Source organism: Psychrobacter sp. AOP3-A1-26, from assembly GCF_052378235.1.
Lineage (GTDB): Bacteria > Pseudomonadota > Gammaproteobacteria > Pseudomonadales > Moraxellaceae > Psychrobacter.
This window is the reverse complement of sequence record NZ_JBQSXN010000055.1, coordinates 1-20355: the sequence shown is the minus strand read 5'-3', so window position 1 is coordinate 20355 and position 20355 is coordinate 1. Positions and strand designations below refer to the sequence as shown.

Sequence of the window (20355 nt, the reverse complement as noted above, 5' to 3'; positions counted from 1 at the left end):
GTCTCAATGAGTGTGGTTATCAAGGTGGTGTCAATGCGAGATGACAACGGTTGACGCCTGATATCCACGCCATAGAAGGACGTGGTTTTACGGCGCTTTTTGATAAAAAAACACTCTCTAATCGATAGATTAAAGAGTGTTCTAAAACGTGAGAACTATTTATAGGCTATATAAGCTAAAGGCCTAATAAGCTAAAAGCCTATTTTTCAAGGATGCAAGTCACACCTTGACCACCAGCGGCACAGATAGAGATTAGCGCACGTCCAGAGCCTTTTTGATCCAGCAGCTTAGCGGCAGTCGCTAAGATACGGCCACCAGTAGCAGCAAATGGATGGCCAGCGGCTAGAGATGAGCCGTTGACGTTTAGCTTGCTACGGTCGATAGTTCCTAGCGGCGCGTCAAGACCTAAACGCTCTTCACAGAATTTCTCGTCTTCCCAAGCTGAAAGGGTTGATAAGACTTGTGAGGCAAAGGCTTCATGGATTTCATAAAAATCGAAATCTTGTAGCGTCAAACCAGCACGCTCAAGCATACGCGGCACGGCATAAGCTGGTGCCATGAGTAAGCCTTCTGTGGTACCAGATTTACCAATGAAATCAACCGCTGCTGTTTCTTGATGAACGATATAAGCCAATGGCTTAAGGCCGTGCTCTTTTGCCCATTCATCAGTACCCAATAGTACACAAGAGGCACCATCAGTGAGCGGCGTAGAGTTGGCAGCAGTCATCGTTGGCTTGGCATTGTTTTTACCAAACACAGGCTTTAACTTCGCTAATTTTTCTAACGTCGTATCTGGACGCAAGTTATTGTCGCGAGTGAGACCTTTATAAGGCGTGATTAAGTCATCAAAGAAGCCTTCGTCATAAGCGCGTGCTAGATTTTGATGGCTATTAAAGGCAAGTTCATCCTGAGCTTCGCGGCTGATATTCCACTCAAGCGCTGTGATCGCTTGATGGTCGCCCATTGAGAGACCAGTACGTGGCTCACCGTTTTGTGGCGAATCGATTAGGTCTTTTGGATTGAGTTCCATCAGTGCTTTTAGACGTTGTTTGTTGTCTTTGGCAGCGCCTAGTTTGATCAGCACTTTACGCAAACCATCACCAATCGCGATAGGCGCGTCAGATGTGGTATCTACACCGCCGGTGATGGCTGAGTCGATGATGCCCAGAGCAATTTTGTTGGCAGAGGCAAATGTCGCTTGCAAGCCAGTACCACAAGCTTGTGAGATATCATAAGTTGGGGTATGTGGGTTCAGCGCGGTGCTTAGTGTGGCTTCACGGGTTAAGTTGATGTCGCGGCTGAGTTTCATCACAGCGCCGGCGACCACTTCACCTAATACTTCGTCTTGTAGGTTATAGCGTTCAATCAAACCATCTAAAGCAGCCGTTAGCATGTCTGTGTTGCTGACATCAGCGTATGAACCATTTGAGCGTGCAAATGGAATACGGTTACCACCTAAAATAGCGACGCGGTTTTGACCAGAAGCAGGTTTAGTCTTGTTCGCTTTCTTGGCGTTAGTCGTCGGCTTTTTGGCAGTAGGTGTTTTCGTGTCCTTTGCCGCCGTTTCTTTTTTAGGGCTGGCCGGTTTTGTGTTGGTTGATGCTGCCTCAGCAGATTTTACGACAGTGCTTTCAACAACAGGGCTATCAGAGTGGTTGTTTTTATTACTCATAATATTATCCTTAAAAAATATAGGTAGAAGAAAAAAGGAAAGTAACAATAAAATAAAAAGTACGAAAATAAAAAGTACGATTAAAAAATATAATTGTCTTAAATAATGCGATAAATGAAAATAAACAAGAGGCAAATATTATCATTTATGACAGGGTATAGCTGTTTGTGATCAAGGCATTTTTATGACTTTACTGTATCGCTTTGGCAAACTATGTGACGCTTATACAAGGTCAACAATAGCCGTGAATATAATTTTATTAGACTGGCTAGTACTGGTTATTAGCATTGCATAATGGTGTATTTGATAATATATTGTTATCGATAAACACATTTGCCATAACTTATAGGTCTGATTTTAGCACAATACGGTGGTTTTTAAGTCTAGAAAAAGTAGCTATCTTGTATACTGGCTTGTTTACAGATTGTTGTAGACAACCTCAGTTTTTGGACTTATTTATGTTGAAAGTGTATAGTTAAGCCAGTTTTCGACCCATTTATTCGATATCAATTTAATTGATATCAACCATTACGATATTGATGCGCTTATATAATAGGGTGATGAGCTTATATAGTAGGCACATCATTAATAAGCACATCATTAATAGCCGCATTGCATTTTTTATTTATTATTATTCTAGGGGCTGTATAGAATTCAGCTAAGGAACTGACAGAGACTATTTTTTAGGCAATTCGACGCCAAAAATAGTAAGTTTAGTCATTCTAAGCGCGATAGTTTTGGCTATGAAGTGGCAAAAAATAGTCCTGTTCCTTCGGACTGATGCTAAAATCGCCCCAGACGTTGTTGTAAATCTAGCTAAGGTCTCGACATTACCTTCGATTTACGCCTAGTCTGGAATTATTTTAGCGATCAGCAGTCCTAATAGATGAATTCTATACAGCCCCTAACCATTTATTATAGGGATTATATTATGTCAGACCGTTATGGTGATTTTGTTCAGTCTTCTATTGGTAAAAAAGTTGCCAAAAACTTAGGTTTACCGTTGCCAGTAACGCTAGATCGCTTCGAAAGCGGTGAGCGTTTGGTACGTGGCAGTGTGCTGGTTGGCCGTGCTGATGGCGATGACAAAAGCGTGAGTGAGTCAGTTGCTCGTATCTTGTCAGACGTTCATGCTGAGGTTTATGTCAATAGTAGAGACGACGTTAAAGACGCACTGGCTGATGCTGGCGTGGAAGCAAAAGCCAATACCGGTGGCGATGATAAGTTTAAAGTTTTATTGTTTGATGCCAGTAATATCAGTAATGCGGATCAGCTAAAAGAAGTGTATGAGTTTTTTCACAGCGTTGCGCGCCGTGTAGAAAAGTCGGGACGAGTGATTATCGTTGGTCGTACGCCAGAAAATATCACTGATATTGAAGCCGCATTAGCACAGCGTGCGCTTGAAGGTTTTGTAAAATCAGTCGGTAAAGAATTTAAGCGTGGTATTACCGCCCAGCTTATTTATGTAGAAGAAGGCGCAGAGCAAAACCTAGACTCGACCTTACGCTTCTTCACCTCAGCTCGTTCAGCTTATGTCTCAGGACAAGTGGTACGCGTTAGTAACGGTGATAACGTCGATGTTGATTGGACGCAGCCTCTAGGCGGAAAAACTATGCTGGTGACTGGTGCTAGTCGCGGAATCGGTGAAGCAATTGCCCGTGTGTTGGCGCGCGAAGGTGCCCATGTGATTTGTTTGGATGTACCACAGCAGCAAGCAGACCTACAAAAAGTCGCTAGCGAAATCAGTGGTTCTATTTTAGCAGTCGATATCACCAGTGAGGACGCTGGGGCACAAATCGCAGACGCAGCGCAAAAGCGTGGTGGTCTAGATTCAATCATCCATAATGCTGGCGTGACTCGTGATAAAACATTGGCAAAAATGGACGAGAAGAAATGGAACATGGTTATCGATATTAACTTAGGTAGTATCGCTAGGTTGAACCGTTACTTGCTTGACAATGATGTGCTAAAAGAAAATGCGCGTATCGTCTGCGTATCGTCAATCTCAGGTATCGCTGGTAACTTGGGTCAGACCAACTATGCGACCTCTAAAGCGGGCGTTATTGGTCTGGTAGATGCTACTGCCAAGCAATTAAAAGACAATGCCAAAGGTATGACGATTAATGCGGTTGCTCCAGGATTTATCGAAACCCAAATGACGGAAGCCATTCCTTTTGCTATTCGTGAAGCGGGTCGCCGTATGAACTCAATGAGCCAAGGTGGCTTACCAGTAGACGTAGCTGAGACTATCGCATGGTTTGCGTCACCTGCTGCTGGCGGACTAAACGGCAACACAGTGCGCGTTTGTGGTCAGAGCTTATTGGGTGCTTAATACCGATTTATGAGTAGGCCTATGTGATCGTTTAAGGTCGGATAAATATATGATAAAAGCTGTTTTTTTATATCCACTTCACATATGCTTACGAAATAATTGCTGATAAATTGTAATAAAGCTGCCCAAGGGTGGCTTTTTTATGATAAAAACACAGGAGCCATCAGCCAAATTATTTTTGTTACTATAAACTCTTATGACATCATTCAATTTCATTTTATATAGCATCTAGAAATGCACCAAAAAACTTGCTCAAGCCCCACTTAGGATTTATTATGTCAGATAAACATTATGATGCGTTGCCAAAAGCGCATACCACCTACGCCAATATCGTCAAAAGTCTATTGCCAATTGGTAATAGTGGCAAAATCAGTAAAGATCAATTGCCGCAAGCGACTTATTATGTGGATGATCTACACATCGATCAGGATAATCTAAACGATTATCGTAAGATTTGTGGTTTTTCTGACAACGGTAAAGTACCTATTACTTACTTCTCTGTACTATCACAAGCGTTGCAAATGAATATGATGGTCAAAGAACCCTTTCCATTTGCCATGTTGGGGCTGGTACACGTTGATAACAGCGTGACCCAATATCGTCCGATTGGTGAGCGTGAGACGGTAGCGATGTCGGTGACTTTTGACAATCTACGCGACCATGCACAAGGTCAGCAATTTGACTTTGTAACGACGGTTAAATCAGAAAGTGAAATAATCTGGGAAGGTACGTCGACGTATCTGGCGCGCAACAAAAAATCGAGTAGCAGCAAAAGTAAAAAAAGCACGCCGCGTCCAGTAACGGTGAAGCAATCAATTAACGAAGTAGGTGTACATAGTATCTTTGAAGTGCCAGAAGATATAGGCCGTCGTTATGCCTTTGTATCAGGTGACTTTAACTTGATTCATTTGCATCCATTATCAGCGCGTGCCTTTGGTTTTCCAAAAGCGATTGCTCATGGTATGTGGTCAAAGGCCAAGTGCTTGGCGATGATGGACGAGCTACCGGATGCTTGTACCGCTGAGGTGTCATTTAAGTTGCCTATATTTTTACCAGCTGAAGTAGAGCTTATCGCTGATCCAATTGCCCAACTCGAAAGCGCCGCAGATACTTGTGAATTTGGCTTATATAGCTCTAAAAACGACAAGCCGCATCTCGCAGGTGTCGTTAAACTACACAGCGATAGCCAGTAATTTATTTGTTTACTTACTATCGCCATATTTCATCTTAACCGCCATAGCCAACGAATAAATTTACAATTATGACTTTACAAAAAAACATGACAAGCACAGAAAACTCTGCCAGTTTGGCAGTTAGTGACACGAAAGATAGCAATATTGCACCTGATAACAATGTGTATGATAACGACGCGCCTGATAATGGTGTCGATCTGGCGTCCCTCTTTGAGCCTTATTTCCGTCCTGATGACAACACCATTGTATGCGGCGCACTTGATGATGAAAAAGTCACTGCGTTAGCCAGAGCAGGGGTTGAGCTGGTTATTAACTTACAGCCTGATAGTGAGCTAAGCTTTGATGAGTCGGCAGCCGTTGAGCGCGCAGGTATGTCTTATGAGCATCTGCCTATTGACGGTACTACAGATTTAAAGCAACTTAATATATTAGCGTTCGATAATATATTGCGCCAGTCTCATGGTAAAAAAACAGTCTTGCACTGTGGTTCAGGCAATAGAGTGGGTGCAGCGATTGCTCTACGAGCTGGCTGGCTACGTGGCCGTAAGATGGATACGGCAATGGAGCGTGGGCGTAGTCATGGTTTGACTAGTCTTGAGCAAGAAGTGCATAATCGTTTGTTGGTACCGCGCTAAAGTATCAGTATGACTGAGTAATCAAAAGGCGACCAGCAGGTGGCCTTTTTTATTGCTCGATAAAACTTAATACCAAACCCAAAAAGTACGATTAGCTGTGTCAAACTCGTTTAGTCTACAGTGCGTAGCACTTGCACTCGTTTTCCTTGCTACTCTATAGTTAAAATACTTTAAAAACGCTACGATACTGCTGGTATAGTTTTTGTGAATGGTATAACTATTCTATAGTCAAAACATCTTCAACACGCCCTATATAAAAACCAAAAACGTTAATAATTGAGTAAGGCCGTCATGACAAATAATAATGAAAGTAGCTATCAAAATAACTATCAGAGCAGCGATAAAAGTAGCACTAAAAGCACCAATACTAAAAGCACCAATATAAATATTGATACCAATCTCCAACAGCGTCTACAGCGATTAATGACAGATTTACAGTTGGATGATGCACCAGCTGGCGGCGCGTTAGTGGTTTATCAAGCGGGCAGCTGCATTGCTCAGGTGAGCGTGGGAATGGCACGAGCAGATTTGTCCTGGAGCGCTGATACCTTGTCGCTTAATTTTTCTACAGGTAAAGGTATTTTAGCGACACTGATTCATGTGTTGGTTTCGCAGCAGATACTAGATTATGACACGCCTATTGCCAGCTATTGGCCAAATTTTGCGGCGCAGGGAAAAGGTGACGTTACATTACGCACAGTCATGTCACATCAGGCGGATTTATTTTCGATTCAGAGTATTGATGCGGACAGCGAAACATTACTCGATTGGGCGCTAATGCTCGATAAAATTGCTGCGATGCCGATGACAACACCTGAAAATACCGAACGATATGACAGTGCATATAGTGCTCTGGTTTACGGCTGGGTGTTAGGCGGGGTGATAGAAGCCGTGACTAAGATGTCTTTGGCTGATGCGCTACGCCAGTATTTGACTGAGCCTTTAGGTATTGCAGACAGTTGCTATTTCGGTGTGCCAGATAGCAAAATAGACCAAGTGGCAAAACTGGCCAAAGACTTTGAGCGGTCAAATCAGGATGGCAGACAATCGGGTAATAAGCGCCACAAACCGACCTTAAAAGCAGACTCGCAATCTACCTTAGATATTTATGCCACGCTACCCAGCTATACAATTTGGCAGCAGCAAAACTTGATTGATAAACACTTGGCTAATAAACAAAAGATAGACGCGAATAAGGAAAGTGAGCAAAACACCCCTGTATTAGATACTGCTCGTATCAATCGTTTATATTTCAACACTGATAAGCTTAATCTAAAAAACTATAAGGCCGCGCTTATACCTGCGGGCAAACAACCGATCGACTATCATAGTCGTAAGATGCTACAAGCGGTTATTCCAGCAGCTAATGGCGTGGCCTCAGCGCAGGCATTGGCAACTGTCTACGCTATGTTGGCGAATGGTGGGGAATGGCGGGGACAGACGTTTATTGATAGCGCCACCTATCAGCAGTTGTCTATCGTTCAGGTCAATGGCTTGGATGCGGTTATGCCAGCGCGTATGCATTGGCGCTTGGGCTACCATAGATTATTTAGCATTTACCAAAATAATAATGGTGAGGCAGTAAGCTCTAGCGCGCAAGGGTTTGGGCATATGGGTTATAACGGTTCGGTTGCCTGGTGTGATCCTACACGGCAACTATCATTTGCTTTTGTTCATAACTTTGATACCACGATGCTCAATGATATTCGCCAATTTGCACTAACGGAAGCGGTGCTTAGTTTGATTAGTGAGGTTTGATTAACGAGACGCTTTTGGCGTCATCCTAAGTAGCTTGTTGGCGCTGAGGCCGTGGATAAAAATCGAAGTAAAAATGACAATCGAACAAACAACCCATAGCTTGAGCGCATCGTTTTCAGCAAAGAAACCCTGATTAAGCGCATAAGATAAATAATATAACGTACCAATACCGCGGATACCCAGTGCTGAGATGGCATACTTTTCGGTATGGGGCAGGTTCAGCCCTGATAAAGCAATGAATCCACCAATAGGACGTATTAATAATAAAAAGGTAAAGCTGACGATATAGACTCGCCACGTTAGCTCAACGCCTGCCTGTAAACCTTGGCCGATTAGCATACCAAAAGTCACCAATACCAGTGACATCAACAAACCTTCTGATTGTTCTGCAAAATCATGGAGCTTGTGATGATAGCTGTGTTTATTCTCTGACCGACGAAAGGCAAATGCCGCGACAAATACCGCGATAAAACCATAGCTATGGAAAAATTCTGCGAACCCATAAGCCATTAAAGTGAGGGCGATGACCACGTAGCCCTGCGAAATAGAGGTTTCTTGGCTATATTTTGAAAACACCAGCTTGGCCATCACTTTACCGACGACGATACCAACCACCAAACCTGCACCAATCTTCCATAGCACATCATGGGTAAACCAAGACCAAAGCATCTCAGCGGTAAAACGTTCGCCTTTGTTAAATGCCTCTGCTATCTTTATTGCCAAATATACAAAAGGAAACGCCAGCCCATCATTCAGTCCGGCTTCTGAGGTGAGCGTAAAGCGCGGCGTGTCTTCGCCGCCCGTATTGGGTGGCCCTACTTGTATGCTGGAGGCTAATACGGGATCAGTTGGTGCAAGTACAGCGCCTAATAAGATTGCGGCGCCCATCGTCATACCAAAGGCATAATAACCCAATACCGCCATCGCAAAAATACCAAGTGGCATAGTAATGAGCAATAACCGTATCGTTGGTCGCCATAATCGCCAAGACAGCTCGGTATCAATTTTGATACCAGCACCAACCAGTGATACCAACACCACAATTTCGGTCAGTTTTTCGATAATTAAACCATTATCAAGGGGGTTTAAGAACGACAAAGATGTCCAAAAATATCCCATGGCTAGGCCGAAGCTGACTTGCAACATAGGTAGGGAGATGGGTGTGCGTTTAAACAAAATAGGAAACAATGCGCCTAGTAAAAAGGCGGTACCACAGACTAATAAGAATAAGTTATAGTTTTCAATCATAAGTTTTATGCACGTTGGTATAACAAGACTTATGATGACGCTAAAAAGGTCTTATTACCGCAAAAAATCGTTATCAAAACGATATAAGCGTTGTTTTTTGGTGAAAAAAAAGCCTGCTCAAGGCAGACTTCTTTTATTTATCTAGCGTTTGGAGTTACTAAGATAACTTTATAACCTGAGTGTTTTCTTAACGTTCAACTTGACTGACATCGCGTACCGCGCCGGTATCGGCACTGGTGGTCATCGCTGCATAAGCGCGTAGGGCAGGAGAGACATGACGCTCACGATTGACTGGTTTCCATGCTTTGCTACCACGGCTTTCCATCTCTTCGCGGCGCGCCGCTAAATCAGCATCACTGACCTGCATGTTAATCGTACGGTTCGGGATGTCGATATGAATGGTATCGCCTTCTTGCACAAGCCCAATCGCGCCACCTTCCGCTGCCTCAGGGCTGGCATGACCGATGGATAATCCTGAAGTACCGCCAGAGAAACGACCATCGGTGAGTAGTGCGCATTCTTTACCCAAGCCTTTTGACTTAAGATACGTCGTTGGGTAGAGCATTTCTTGCATACCAGGGCCGCCTTTTGGCCCTTCATAGCGAATGATAACCACATCGCCTGCAACAATTTGATCGTCAAGTACCGCTGCTACGGCATCATCTTGTGATTCAAAGAGACGTGCACGTCCGGTAAAGGTCAAGATGCTGTCGTCAACACCAGCGGTTTTGACCACGCAGCCGCGCTCGGCAATATTACCGTAAAGGACGGCAAGACCGCCATCTGCAGTATAAGCATGCTCGGCGCTACGGATACAACCTGACTCACGGTTGACGTCGAGGTTTGACCATTCTTGCGATTGTGAGAATGCTTCTGTGGTACGTATGCCGCCTGGCGCTGCAAGATATCGCGCCCGCGCCTCAAGATTGTCAGGATTCATAATATCCCATTTATCAATCGCTTCTTTCATCGTGGCACTATGAATGGTTGGCAAATCAGTGGTGAGCAAATTAGCACGGTCAAGCTCTGCCAATAACGCGAATACACCGCCTGCACGATGCACATCTTCCATATGATACTTTTGTGAGGCCGGGGCAACCTTAGCAAGGCAAGGCACATGACGACTTAACTGGTCAATATCGTGCATTTTAAAGTCGACTTCTGCTTCATTAGCAGCCGCTAATAAATGCAAAATAGTGTTGGTCGAGCCGCCCATAGCGACATCTAAGGTCATGGCATTTTTAAAGGCGGCCTTAGTGGCGATAGAGCGTGGCAGAACCGAATCATCATCTTGCTCATAGCGACGTTTGGCTAGAGATACAATGGTGCGACCGGCTTCTAAGAACAGCTCGCGACGCAGCGAATGCGTTGCCAACAGTGAGCCATTACCTGGTAATGCCAAGCCTAAAGCTTCGGTCAGGCAGTTCATAGAGTTGGCAGTGAACATACCAGAGCATGAACCACAAGTCGGACAAGCTGAGCTTTCAATCGCCAATACATCTTCATCACTAATGCTGTCATCTGCGGCGTCCATCATCGCATCGACTAAGTCGAGTTTACGAACCGCACTGCCATTATTGTCATCAGTATTGTGGCTTTTGCCGACGGTACTGGCGATGATTTTACCCGCTTCCATCGGGCCACCTGAAATAAACACCGTTGGAATATTGAGGCGCATCGCTGCCATTAGCATACCAGGGGTGATTTTGTCACAGTTAGAAATACAAACTAACGCATCGGCACAGTGGGCATTGACCATATATTCAACAGAGTCAGCAATTAAGTCACGGCTGGGTAATGAATACAGCATGCCGCTGTGTCCCATGGCAATACCGTCATCGACCGCGATAGTATTGAACTCTTTTGCCACGCCGCCCGCACTTTCAATTTCGCGCGCGACCAGTTGACCCAAGTCTTTTAAATGCACATGACCGGGTACAAACTGGGTAAATGAGTTGGCAATGGCAATAATTGGTTTGCCAAAATCGCCATCCGTCATACCTGTTGCACGCCATAGAGCACGTGCACCTGCCATATTACGGCCGCCAGTAGAAGTTTTTGAGCGATAGTCCATGTGATATTCCTTACAGTTAGGCGATGTGTGTTAAAGCGTTTATTTTTAAATTTGATACTGCTAATGTGCAATGACTTATATGTATGCAATGACAATGCGTCTTTAAGGGTGATAGTGTGCTTTCTATAGATAGCGAGTACTAGTGAATAATACTAAGTCGCTACCATACCATTAGATATGGATAACTAAAAATGATCAGCCGTTAATCATCAAGACTTATGGGTCAAAAGTTAGCGGTCAAAAATTTAGGCAAGGCGTTCTAAAATTGCGCTCTCAAACCAAGGCAATTCAGCTTTATCCGCTTCCAGTTTAGCGATAACTACTAATGCGTGAGTCGCTGGCAAGAACTGATAGTCTTGGCTGGCATCTATTATTAATGGTATTGGCTCATTGCTTGCTTCATCGACGCTAGTTCCATCGATGCTGACTAATGCCTGCTTATCATTTTTATAAAGCACATCAACACGGCCAAAAAACTGCCAGTCCTTAACGGCTGCTGTGATAGCATCAGCTTCATTTCTAGTATAGATTTGCTGCGTTTCTTTGCCCGTATTGGTCCAGTGCAAGCGTACCGCCAATTGCAAGGCTTCGCTAAACACGACGAGCGAGCCAACAACTTTGACATGCCACGGGCTGGATATCAGCTCTGCATTGATACCTATCAGCTTGGCAGCATCATTGGCAGTCATAGGGGTGTTAAATTGCGCCAAAAGGCTTGGTGTTAAAGGGTGTGTTTGTTTAATCGCATCGTCCAAGCTGTCGTAATGATACAAAAACGGCAATGGCAAGTCTTGGGTCACGGTCTTTTTACTGACTTTGCAGTTATGAATACGCCAGCTGATGGTCTTATCAGTCAGTGCTTCAGCTAAGATGATCGCATTGGGATCGATAGTTTGAGTATGGGCTTGAGGGCTGTTTTTAGTCTCAGCGCTGATGGATTGTCCATCGCTATCGAGCACCGTATCATTTGATACAGATGTCGGTAGGGTGTTATCAAGCTCTGCATGAGGGTTATTCATATCTAATTGAGTCGGTAAGGTAGGCGAGTCCATAAGAGTAGCGTTATTAAAATAGAGGGTTAATATAACATTTAAACCGTACCGCTCGCCAATAAATTAGTGAGCTGAGGTCATTAGTATGTAGGTTGGCTGTTTTCAATCATCAGGATGCTAGCAACTTGTACTTAATCCATATTTCGTCCACTATATTACAGACTGTTCATTCCATTTTAAAAGCTATTAAGCAACTAACAATCAAAGGAAAAAATAATGACTGAAGTCAATCAACAGAATGCTTATGACGATAATAATATCTTTGCCAAAATGCTAAACGGCGATGTTCCTTATCATAAGGTTTATGAAGACGACAAAACCCTCGCTTTTATGGATATTATGCCGCAAGCAGCAGGTCATGTATTGGTGATTCCTAAGCAAAAGGCCGTTGATTTAGTAGATCTTGAGCCAGAATATGCGGCGGCGGTACTGATGACCTCGAAAAAGGTCATGCAAGCACAGCGCCAAGTATTTGAGCGTGAAGGGATTATCCAAATGCAATTAAACGGTAGCGAGGCGGGGCAGACGGTCTTTCATTACCATGTACATCTTATTCCCTCGAGTATCCATGAGCTAGGTCGTCATGCAGTGACGCAGGCAGATCAGGAAGAACTTGCAAAAACAGCCAAACAACTTGCTGCGGTTATTAATGCGTAAACTTATAAGCAAAGTACATCATTTGTGAACTCAACAATGAAATATAAGTTTTTTGCAGTAAATAAAAATAAAAAGGGCAGCTAACAAGCTGCCTTTTTTGTTGCTTGGTAATAGTCATGTAACAATCGTTAAATTCATGTTACAAGTTGGGGGCTTGTCTAGGGTTTTTCAAAATAGTGTGATAAAAATTGTATTTGTTTAATGGCTCTGGATGCATTTTACCTTTATTAGATTAGTTTACCTTATTATTAGTAAGTTTTTATAAAGTAGGTATTATTACCTTTTATTGCTCCCTTTTATTTATTGTTATTTTTTGAGGATATCACTTTTTATGAGTAAATTACCTCGCTCTACTATTCTATTGCCAGTCTTTGTACCGGCAGCAGCCATCATGTTGTTATTGGTGATCGGCACAGCGATTAACCCTGTAGCTGCTGGCGAGTTATTTAGTACGGTACTGGATTTTACCACCGACACTTTCGGTTGGTTCTATATGTTGGCAGTAGCTATATTTTTAATGTCTATCATTGCCTTGGCGTTTTCGCCTTATGGCAGTATTAAGCTGGGCCCTGACCATGCGGAGGCTGAGTATAAGTTTTTAGAATGGTTTGCTATGCTGTTTTCAGCGGGTTACGGGATTGCTTTGCTGTTCTATGGAGTAGCAGAGCCAGTCATACACTTTGCCAGTCCACCGCTTGCCACGCCGCAAACTATTGAAGCTGCCAAAGAAGCGATGCAAATTGCCTATTTTCACTGGGGTTTTCATATTTGGGCAATATATGGTGTGGTCGGTTTATCACTGGCTTATTTTGCCTTTCGCCATGGTTTGCCGCTGTCAGTACGCTCAACGTTATACCCATTAATTGGAGATAGAATCTATGGCCCTATTGGGCATACCGTTGATGTGTTTGCGATTGTGGGTACGATGTTCGGTATCGCCACCAGTTTAGGTCTGTCAGTGGCGCAAATTAACGCGGGTTTGAACTACTTGTTGCCAGAGATGGTTCCGGTAAGTACGACCGTTCAGGTTATTATTATTGCGCTGGTTACAGCCGCGGCTTTGGTGTCGGTGTTAGCAGGTATGGATAAAGGCGTGAAGCGCTTGTCTATCCTAAATATGGTATTAGCAACCGCGCTGATGTTGTTTGTGTTTATCGTTGGTCCCACTATTTTCATTCTAAATGCCTTTATGGAAAACACGGGCAGTTATTTGGGCAATATCGTTGAGCGTACCTTTAGTCTGCAAGCGTATCAATCGAGTGACTGGATCGGTAGCTGGACGTTATTTATCTTTGCATGGACGATTGCATGGGCACCTTTTGTCGGTTTGTTTATTGCTAAAATTAGTCGTGGTCGTACCATTCGTGAGTTTGTATTGGGTGTGATGTTGGTACCCACCATCTTTACTTTCTTTTGGTTTTCGGTTTTCGGCGATACAGCGCTCCATATGATTATGGTTGAGGGTTATGAGTCGCTGATTACTGAGGTGCAGAATAACCAAGCGATTGCCTTATTTAAACTATTGGAAAATCTACCTTTTACTCAAATAGTGTCTTCGATTACTGTATTATTGATTATTACCTTTTTTGTCACCTCATCGGATTCGGGGTCATTGGTTATTGACTCGCTCGCCGCGGGCGGACGTAGTGATACGCCATGGTGGCAGCGCTCGTTTTGGGTAATAACCGAAGGGGCAGTCGCTGCGGCTCTACTTATCGCTGGTGGTCTAAACGCTTTGCAAACAGCGGCTATCGTCAGTGCTTTACCGTTTGCGGTCATTATATTGATTTCAACATTTGGTATGTGGCGCGCACTACGTATTGAAGGGCATCGTAACCAGAGTTTAGGCAACGATAACCATCTGCCGCCGCATCTACTTAAATTAAACGCATGGCGTGACCGTATTGATTATATGACCAACCAGCCCACACGCGATAAAGTACTGGGTTATATCAAAGGCACGGTTTTAACGTCGATGAACGAAGTAGCAGAAAAGTTTGCCGAAACAGGCTGGTTGCCTGATGTAAATTATGATGAGGTCAATAATCGTGCTGTACTTGAGCTAAGACGTGGTGATAACGTTGAATTCTGGTACGAAGTTCGTTTGTCAGAGCATGAGATTCCTGATTATTATACCGAAGATATGGCCAATGAATTACCACAAGAGCACCATCATCGCGCTGAGGTGTATCTACGCCGTGGTGGTCAAACCTATGATTTATATGGCTATCAATCAGAGTCGGTCATCAATGATATTATCGACCAGTTTGAGAAATATCTACATTTCGTCAATGTCTCGCCAAATATTTTGCCTTGGCGTATGCAGGAGCATGATGAAGATATTACGCTCGAGCAAGGCAGTGTGTTCGATAAATAAGTCATTGATAGTTTAATAAAAAAAGGCAGCTGAAAAGCTGCCCTTTTTTTGTCAGATAGTGGTGTTGTTTATTTTTATAGAGGTATTGTTTTAGATAAATATCAAATTTTGTAAATATTCATCTAAACTATTTGAATAAATAAATGTTCTATAACAGTATTAGACGCATACCCAAATTTATGGTTTTTTTGAGAACGCTTTATGAGTAAATTACCGCGCTCTACTATTTTGATGCCCGTATTCATACCCACTGCTGTGGTGATGATTTTACTGGTGATTGGCGTGTCCGTTAGTCCACAATTAGCCAGTATTGTGTTCAGTGAGGTGTTGAGTTTTACCACTGAGACTTTCGGTTGGTTTTACATGCTGGCAACGGCATTTTTTTTGATGTTTATTGTGGTGCTGGCATTTTCGCCTTATGGCAATATCAAGCTTGGGCCAGATCATGGCGTTGCGCAATACAACTTTATTGAATGGTTTTCGATGTTGTTTTCAGCAGGCTATGGCATTGCTTTGTTATTTTATGGGGTTGCGGAGCCAGTGACCCATTTTGCCAGCCCGCCATTATCAGCACCTGAAACCATTGCTGCGGCAAAAGAAGCGATGCAAATTGCCTATTTTCATTGGGGTTTTCATATTTGGGCGATTAATGGGGTTGTGGCGTTAACGCTGGCTTATTTTGCGTTTCGTCATGGGTTGCCCTTATCCATGCGCTCAACCTTGTATCCCCTGATTGGCGATAAAATTTATGGTCCCATCGGCCATACGGTCGATGTATTCGCGATTTTGGGAACACTATTTGGTCTGGCAACTAGCTTGGGTATTTCAGTCTCACAGATTAATACTGGTTTAAATTATTTAGTACCCAGCATCCCCGTTAACAGTACGGTTCAGGTGATTGCTATTATTTTGATTACCGGTTTGGCGCTGATATCGGTGTTGGCGGGTATGGACAAAGGCGTAAAGCGGCTATCTATCTTGAATATGATACTGGCCACAGCACTGATGTTATTTGTGTTTATTGTTGGTCCTTCGGTATTTATTCTCAATGCCTTTATGGAAAATACCGGCAGTTATCTGGGTAATATCGTTGAGCGTACTTTTAGCTTGCAGGCTTATCAGCAAGGTGACTGGATTACCAGTTGGACGCTGTTTATCTTTGCGTGGACGATTTCTTGGTCGCCGTTTGTGGGCATATTTATTGCCAAAATCAGCCGTGGTCGTACCATTCGCGAGTTTATCGCCGGTGTCATGTTAGTACCGACTATCTTTACCTTTTTCTGGTTTGCCGTCTTTGGTGATACCGCGCTCAATATGATTATGGTGCAAGGCTATGACTCCCTAATCACTGAGGTGCAAAATAACCAAGCCATTGCTTTGTTTAAGCTGCTAGAAAATCTACCCTTTACCCAAGTGGTGTCCGCATTGGCAGTCGTGCTTATTATCACCTTTTTTATCACCTCGTCGGATTCAGGGTCTTTAGTTATTGACTCATTAGCAGCAGGCGGCCGCAGTGATACGCCCGCGTGGCAACGAACATTTTGGGTGTTAATACTAGGCGTGGTTGCCTCTGTACTTTTACTGGCAGGAGGACTTCAGGCACTGCAAACTGCGGCTATCGTCAGCGCTTTGCCATTTACCATGATTATTTTGATTGCGATGTTTGGTATGTGGCGTGCGCTGCGTATCGAAGGGCACCGTGATGAGAGTTTGGTAAATACAAACCATCTGCCGCCGCACCTGCTTAAGCTTGAATCATGGCGCGATCGGATTGATTACATCACAGATCAACCCAGCCGCGAGGAGGTGCTAGATTATATTAAGGGCACTATTATGGCTTCAATGACTGAGGTGGCCGAAAAGTTTAAAGAGACGGGCTGGCATCCTGAAGTCAATTACGATGACACCAATAATCGGGCGGTGCTTGAACTACAGTATGGTAATGATGTGGAGTTTTGGTATGAAGTGCGTTTGACCCATCAAGACACGCCTGACTACTATAAGGATGGTATCAGCAGTGATGCCATACAAGAGCACTATTACCGCGCCAAAGTGTATCTACGCCGCGGTGGTCAAACCTATGATTTGTACGGCTATCAGTCTGAATCAGTAATTAACGATATTATCGATCAGTTCGAAAAATATCTGAACTTTTTGGATGAATCGCCCAACAGTCTGCCATGGCGTATGCAGGAGCATGATGAAGATATTACGCTAGAGCAGGGCAGTGTGTTTGATAAATAGTCATATTACGCATTTATATGTCACGTCAGCTGAATAAATGATTGGCTGAATCACTTGCAATATGCGTACGAATCCTTAGAATAACGGCTTGTTTTCATTCACTTATTCTTAATACTACGCAAGCCGTTTTTTATGTCTAATGATTCTCCAGTTTTACCACCGCCTTCGCAAGTGCCGGAACATCCTTTATTGCAGCCATTGGTGATTGGCGGCTTGACGATTGAAAACCGTCTGATGGTCGCGCCAATGGCGGGTGTCACTGACAATCCATTTCGCAGGTTATGTAAGTCGTTTGGCGCTGGTCATGCGGTGAGTGAGATGATTATCGCTGATACCGCCCTTTATGCGCGCAAAAAGTCTCTCTATCGCGCCAATTTCGATAATGAGATTGCGCCCATTTCTGCACAGATAGCTGGAGCAGAGCCTGATAAGTTGGCAGAAGCGGCTCGTTATCAGATTGATAATGGCGCGCAAATCATTGATATTAATATGGGCTGTCCGGCCAAAAAGGTTTGCCGTAAGCTGGCGGGTTCTGCGTTACTGCAAGATGAGGATTTGGTTGCGCGTTTATTAGATGCAGCGGTCAACGCTGTCGATGCGCCTGTCACCCTAAAAACACGCTTAGGGTTTGAGAACGGGCGTGAGAATATCTTGCGTGTGGCAAAGCGAGCTGAGCAGGCAGGTATTGCGGCTATCGCCATTCATGGCCGTACGCGTGAGGACATGTATACAGGCGAGGCACGTTACGAGCTGATCCGTGAAGTCAAAGAAAGCATTAGCATCCCAGTGATTGCCAATGGTGATATCGATAGTGCACAAAAAGCGCAACGTGTTTATGAGCTGACCGGCTGTGATGCGGTGATGATTGGACGTGCGGCCCAAGGACAACCGTGGATATTTCGTGATATCGAGCATTTTTTGCGCTCAGGTGAGACATTATCTGCGCCAAGTGTTGGCGAGATTAAAGAAATTGTACTAGCGCATTTACAAGAGCTTTATGGTTTCTATGGTGAATACTCAGGCTGCCGTATTGCTCGTAAGCATATTGCTTGGTATACCACGGGTATTCCTAATTCTAATGCCTTTCGCCAAGCGATGTATGGTGAAGAGAGTACCGCTGGGCAGTTCCGTGTGGTCGAAGCTTTTTTGCAGGCTCATGAATAGGGACAGAAACAGCCAGTCTAAGCATGAAGTTTGCTAATAAATGCTTAATTGCTAATAATTATCGGATTAAATGAACTTTGTTGCCTATTTATTAACTTTACTCCAACTATATTTGCTATTCTTTAAGCGAGTATTAATGAAAGCCTCACTTACAAAAAGGATTTTTTATGGCCAATCCCTCAAAAAAAGCAATAACTAAAGCGGTCAAAGATAAGCATATTATTATTACTGGTGCCTCAAGCGGTATCGGTGAACGTACGGCCTTTTTGCTTAGTGAATGCGGCGCTCATGTTATTTTATTGGCACGTACCGAAGACAAGCTAAAAGCGGTTAAGGACAGCATTGAAAATCTTGGTGGCAAAGCCAGTTACTACCCTTGTGATCTGACCAATATGGATGATATTGAAACAGTCAGCGAGCAAATTTTGGCAGATTTTGAACATGTAGATGTCTTGGTGAATAATGCTGGCCGTTCAATTCGCCGCTCGGTTCACGAATCTATTGATCGTTTCCATGATTTTGAGCGTACCATGGACATCAATTACTTTGGCGCGGTAAAAATCATTCTTGGGTTTTTGCCAACGATGATCGGGCGTCAAACGGGTCAAATCGTCAATATCTCCTCTATTGGCGTATTAGCAAATAGCCCGCGTTTTGCCGCTTATGTTGCATCAAAGTCTGCATTGGATGCCTTTAGCCGCTGCCTCGCCGCTGAAGTTAAAGGCGATAATGTGACGATAACCAATATATTTATGCCATTGGTACGCACGCCTATGATTGCGCCAACCAAGTTATATCGTTATATGCCTGCGCTGATGCCAGATGAAGCGGCGATGATGGTCGCAAAAGCGATCGTTCATAAACCACATAGTATTGCCAGCAACATGGGTAAATTCGCTTCGGCCACTTATTCATTAGCACCAGCGATCAACGTGGGTATTCAATCGATGGGTTATCGTATCTTTCCAAGTACCCGTGCAGGACTGACTGCCGATAAGAAGCCAAACTTTGCTCAGCGCGCTTTTGCCAGAATCCTACCTGGTGAACATCATTAGAACAGGGTTTTTATTAGCCTTGAGTTCAAATGAAAAAAGGATGCTGATGCATCCTTTTTTAATGCCCTAAAAGTATTAATAATTATATAAACGGGTAGGATGGTGATGTTATTCGTATTATCGTTCCTTATATTAAAAAAATATAGAAACAATAGCGAACTACTCATTAAATTGATTCATCGTTAAAATAAAAAGGGATATTTGGCTGTACGGAGGTGAAGGGATGGAATTTTGGTTAGGAGTTGAAATGCTGATGAAAATCAGTATTGCTGCAGTCCTCGGTTTAATCATTGGGTTGGAAAGAGAGCTTACGCATAAACCCTTAGGATTAAAGACAAGCTTGGTCATTAGTATCGTCAGCTGTTTATTAACGATTGTCTCCATTGAATCATCCTACTCATTTCATGAAAGTACGGGCGTTATGATTCAAATGGATCCTCTGCGTTTAGCTGCACAAATTGTGTCAGGCGTTGGCTTTTTAGGCGCTGGTGTTATTTTACGACGAAGCAACGAACAGCTTTCAGGGTTAACGACAGCTGCAATTATTTGGGGAACCGCAGGTATTGGAATTGCGGTAGGTGCAGGTTTTTATATAGAAGCAATATTTGCAGTTTCGCTGCTGCTGATTAGTGTACAGATTATACCTTATTATATTTTTACATACGGGCCGAAGCGCTTACGTCATAAAGAACTCACTTTTCGCATCAAGGTCAATCAACAAGCAGGGATTGAAGCTGTTATCACTGAACTTGAGCATCAAAAGTACATTATTATCAAATCACGTATTAAAGACATGAACGGAGAGAATATGCATTTATTGGAAATTAAAGTGCGTGTGCCTTCTGATCAAACACTCCCAGTTATCTACAATGCAATCAAAAAAATTGAGTATGT

The 20355-nt window shown here is 43.5% G+C and carries 14 protein-coding genes; 10 read left to right on the top strand and 4 right to left on the bottom strand.

Annotated features, from left to right (window positions below; translation table 11 throughout):
• Positions 1-199: 199 nt before the first annotated feature.
• Complete coding sequence (locus ACT3TU_RS09745) at positions 200-1672, bottom strand: acetyl-CoA C-acetyltransferase (RefSeq protein WP_192524441.1); 1473 nt, start codon at positions 1670-1672, stop codon at positions 200-202.
• Positions 1673-2603: 931 nt separating this feature from the next.
• On the opposite strand from ACT3TU_RS09745, the gene ACT3TU_RS09740 reads away from it, so the two are divergent.
• From ACT3TU_RS09740 to ACT3TU_RS09725, 4 genes are all read left to right on the top strand, one after another.
• Positions 2604-4004: a 3-oxoacyl-ACP reductase gene (locus ACT3TU_RS09740; protein WP_192524442.1), complete on the top strand. Its 1401-nt coding sequence runs from the start codon at positions 2604-2606 to the stop codon at positions 4002-4004.
• Positions 4005-4279: 275 nt separating this feature from the next.
• Positions 4280-5197: a MaoC family dehydratase gene (locus tag ACT3TU_RS09735; protein WP_192524443.1), complete on the top strand. Its 918-nt coding sequence runs from the start codon at positions 4280-4282 to the stop codon at positions 5195-5197.
• Between the two features lie 68 nt (positions 5198-5265).
• Positions 5266-5832 (top strand): beta-lactamase hydrolase domain-containing protein, encoded by a 567-nt coding sequence (locus tag ACT3TU_RS09730; protein WP_192524444.1) that lies wholly within the window; start codon positions 5266-5268, stop codon positions 5830-5832.
• A 291-nt stretch (positions 5833-6123) separates the two neighbouring features.
• Positions 6124-7590 (top strand): serine hydrolase domain-containing protein, encoded by a 1467-nt coding sequence (locus tag ACT3TU_RS09725; RefSeq protein WP_192524445.1) that lies wholly within the window; start codon positions 6124-6126, stop codon positions 7588-7590.
• Here ACT3TU_RS09725 and ACT3TU_RS09720 read toward each other — a convergent pair whose 3' ends face one another.
• The 3 genes from ACT3TU_RS09720 to ACT3TU_RS09710 all read right to left on the bottom strand — a co-directional run bounded on the left by ACT3TU_RS09720 (position 7591) and on the right by ACT3TU_RS09710 (position 11964).
• On the bottom strand, positions 7591-8838 hold the full coding sequence (locus ACT3TU_RS09720; RefSeq protein WP_192524446.1) for a cation:proton antiporter: 1248 nt from the start codon (positions 8836-8838) through the stop codon (positions 7591-7593). It abuts the gene before it with no gap.
• Between the two features lie 187 nt (positions 8839-9025).
• Positions 9026-10912 carry a dihydroxy-acid dehydratase gene (gene ilvD / locus ACT3TU_RS09715; RefSeq protein ID WP_192524447.1) on the bottom strand — a complete coding sequence of 629 codons (1887 nt, stop codon included), beginning with the start codon at positions 10910-10912 and terminating at the stop codon, positions 9026-9028.
• Between the two features lie 245 nt (positions 10913-11157).
• The gene (locus ACT3TU_RS09710; RefSeq protein ID WP_192524448.1) at positions 11158-11964 is read right to left on the bottom strand and encodes a hypothetical protein; all 807 of its coding nucleotides are present in this window, start codon (positions 11962-11964) and stop codon (positions 11158-11160) included.
• A gap of 216 nt (positions 11965-12180) precedes the next feature.
• On the opposite strand from ACT3TU_RS09710, the gene ACT3TU_RS09705 reads away from it, so the two are divergent.
• From ACT3TU_RS09705 to ACT3TU_RS09680, 6 genes are all read left to right on the top strand, one after another.
• Positions 12181-12621, top strand: a complete 441-nt coding sequence (locus tag ACT3TU_RS09705; protein ID WP_192524449.1) for an HIT family protein — start codon at positions 12181-12183, stop codon at positions 12619-12621.
• A 331-nt stretch (positions 12622-12952) separates the two neighbouring features.
• Entirely contained in the window at positions 12953-14998 is a 2046-nt protein-coding gene (locus tag ACT3TU_RS09700; RefSeq protein ID WP_192524677.1) for a BCCT family transporter, read from the top strand.
• Between the two features lie 201 nt (positions 14999-15199).
• A complete protein-coding gene (locus ACT3TU_RS09695; protein WP_444784320.1) occupies positions 15200-17242 on the top strand; it encodes a BCCT family transporter in 2043 nt (680 codons plus the stop codon).
• Positions 17243-17374: 132 nt separating this feature from the next.
• Entirely contained in the window at positions 17375-18406 is a 1032-nt protein-coding gene (gene dusB, locus ACT3TU_RS09690; RefSeq protein WP_192524675.1) for a tRNA dihydrouridine synthase DusB, read from the top strand.
• Positions 18407-18573: 167 nt separating this feature from the next.
• A complete protein-coding gene (locus tag ACT3TU_RS09685) occupies positions 18574-19461 on the top strand; it encodes an SDR family NAD(P)-dependent oxidoreductase (RefSeq protein ID WP_192524674.1) in 888 nt (295 codons plus the stop codon).
• Between the two features lie 223 nt (positions 19462-19684).
• Positions 19685-20355, top strand: a 671-nt coding sequence (locus tag ACT3TU_RS09680) for an MgtC/SapB family protein (protein WP_444784319.1), incomplete at its 3' end; no start/stop codon positions are given.

Excerpts from the sequence above, each read along its gene's own strand:
- ACT3TU_RS09745 (WP_192524441.1), bottom strand. The coding sequence starts at position 1,672 with ATGAGTAATAAAAACAACCACTCTGATAGCCCTGTTGTTGAAAGCACT.
- ACT3TU_RS09740 (WP_192524442.1), top strand. The coding sequence starts at position 2,604 with ATGTCAGACCGTTATGGTGATTTTGTTCAGTCTTCTATTGGTAAAAAA.
- ACT3TU_RS09735 (WP_192524443.1), top strand. The coding sequence starts at position 4,280 with ATGTCAGATAAACATTATGATGCGTTGCCAAAAGCGCATACCACCTAC.
- ACT3TU_RS09730 (WP_192524444.1), top strand. The coding sequence starts at position 5,266 with ATGACTTTACAAAAAAACATGACAAGCACAGAAAACTCTGCCAGTTTG.
- ACT3TU_RS09725 (WP_192524445.1), top strand. The coding sequence starts at position 6,124 with ATGACAAATAATAATGAAAGTAGCTATCAAAATAACTATCAGAGCAGC.
- ACT3TU_RS09720 (WP_192524446.1), bottom strand. The coding sequence starts at position 8,838 with ATGATTGAAAACTATAACTTATTCTTATTAGTCTGTGGTACCGCCTTT.
- ilvD (WP_192524447.1), bottom strand. The coding sequence starts at position 10,912 with ATGGACTATCGCTCAAAAACTTCTACTGGCGGCCGTAATATGGCAGGT.
- ACT3TU_RS09710 (WP_192524448.1), bottom strand. The coding sequence starts at position 11,964 with ATGGACTCGCCTACCTTACCGACTCAATTAGATATGAATAACCCTCAT.
- ACT3TU_RS09705 (WP_192524449.1), top strand. The coding sequence starts at position 12,181 with ATGACTGAAGTCAATCAACAGAATGCTTATGACGATAATAATATCTTT.
- ACT3TU_RS09700 (WP_192524677.1), top strand. The coding sequence starts at position 12,953 with ATGAGTAAATTACCTCGCTCTACTATTCTATTGCCAGTCTTTGTACCG.
- ACT3TU_RS09695 (WP_444784320.1), top strand. The coding sequence starts at position 15,200 with ATGAGTAAATTACCGCGCTCTACTATTTTGATGCCCGTATTCATACCC.
- dusB (WP_192524675.1), top strand. The coding sequence starts at position 17,375 with ATGTCTAATGATTCTCCAGTTTTACCACCGCCTTCGCAAGTGCCGGAA.
- ACT3TU_RS09685 (WP_192524674.1), top strand. The coding sequence starts at position 18,574 with ATGGCCAATCCCTCAAAAAAAGCAATAACTAAAGCGGTCAAAGATAAG.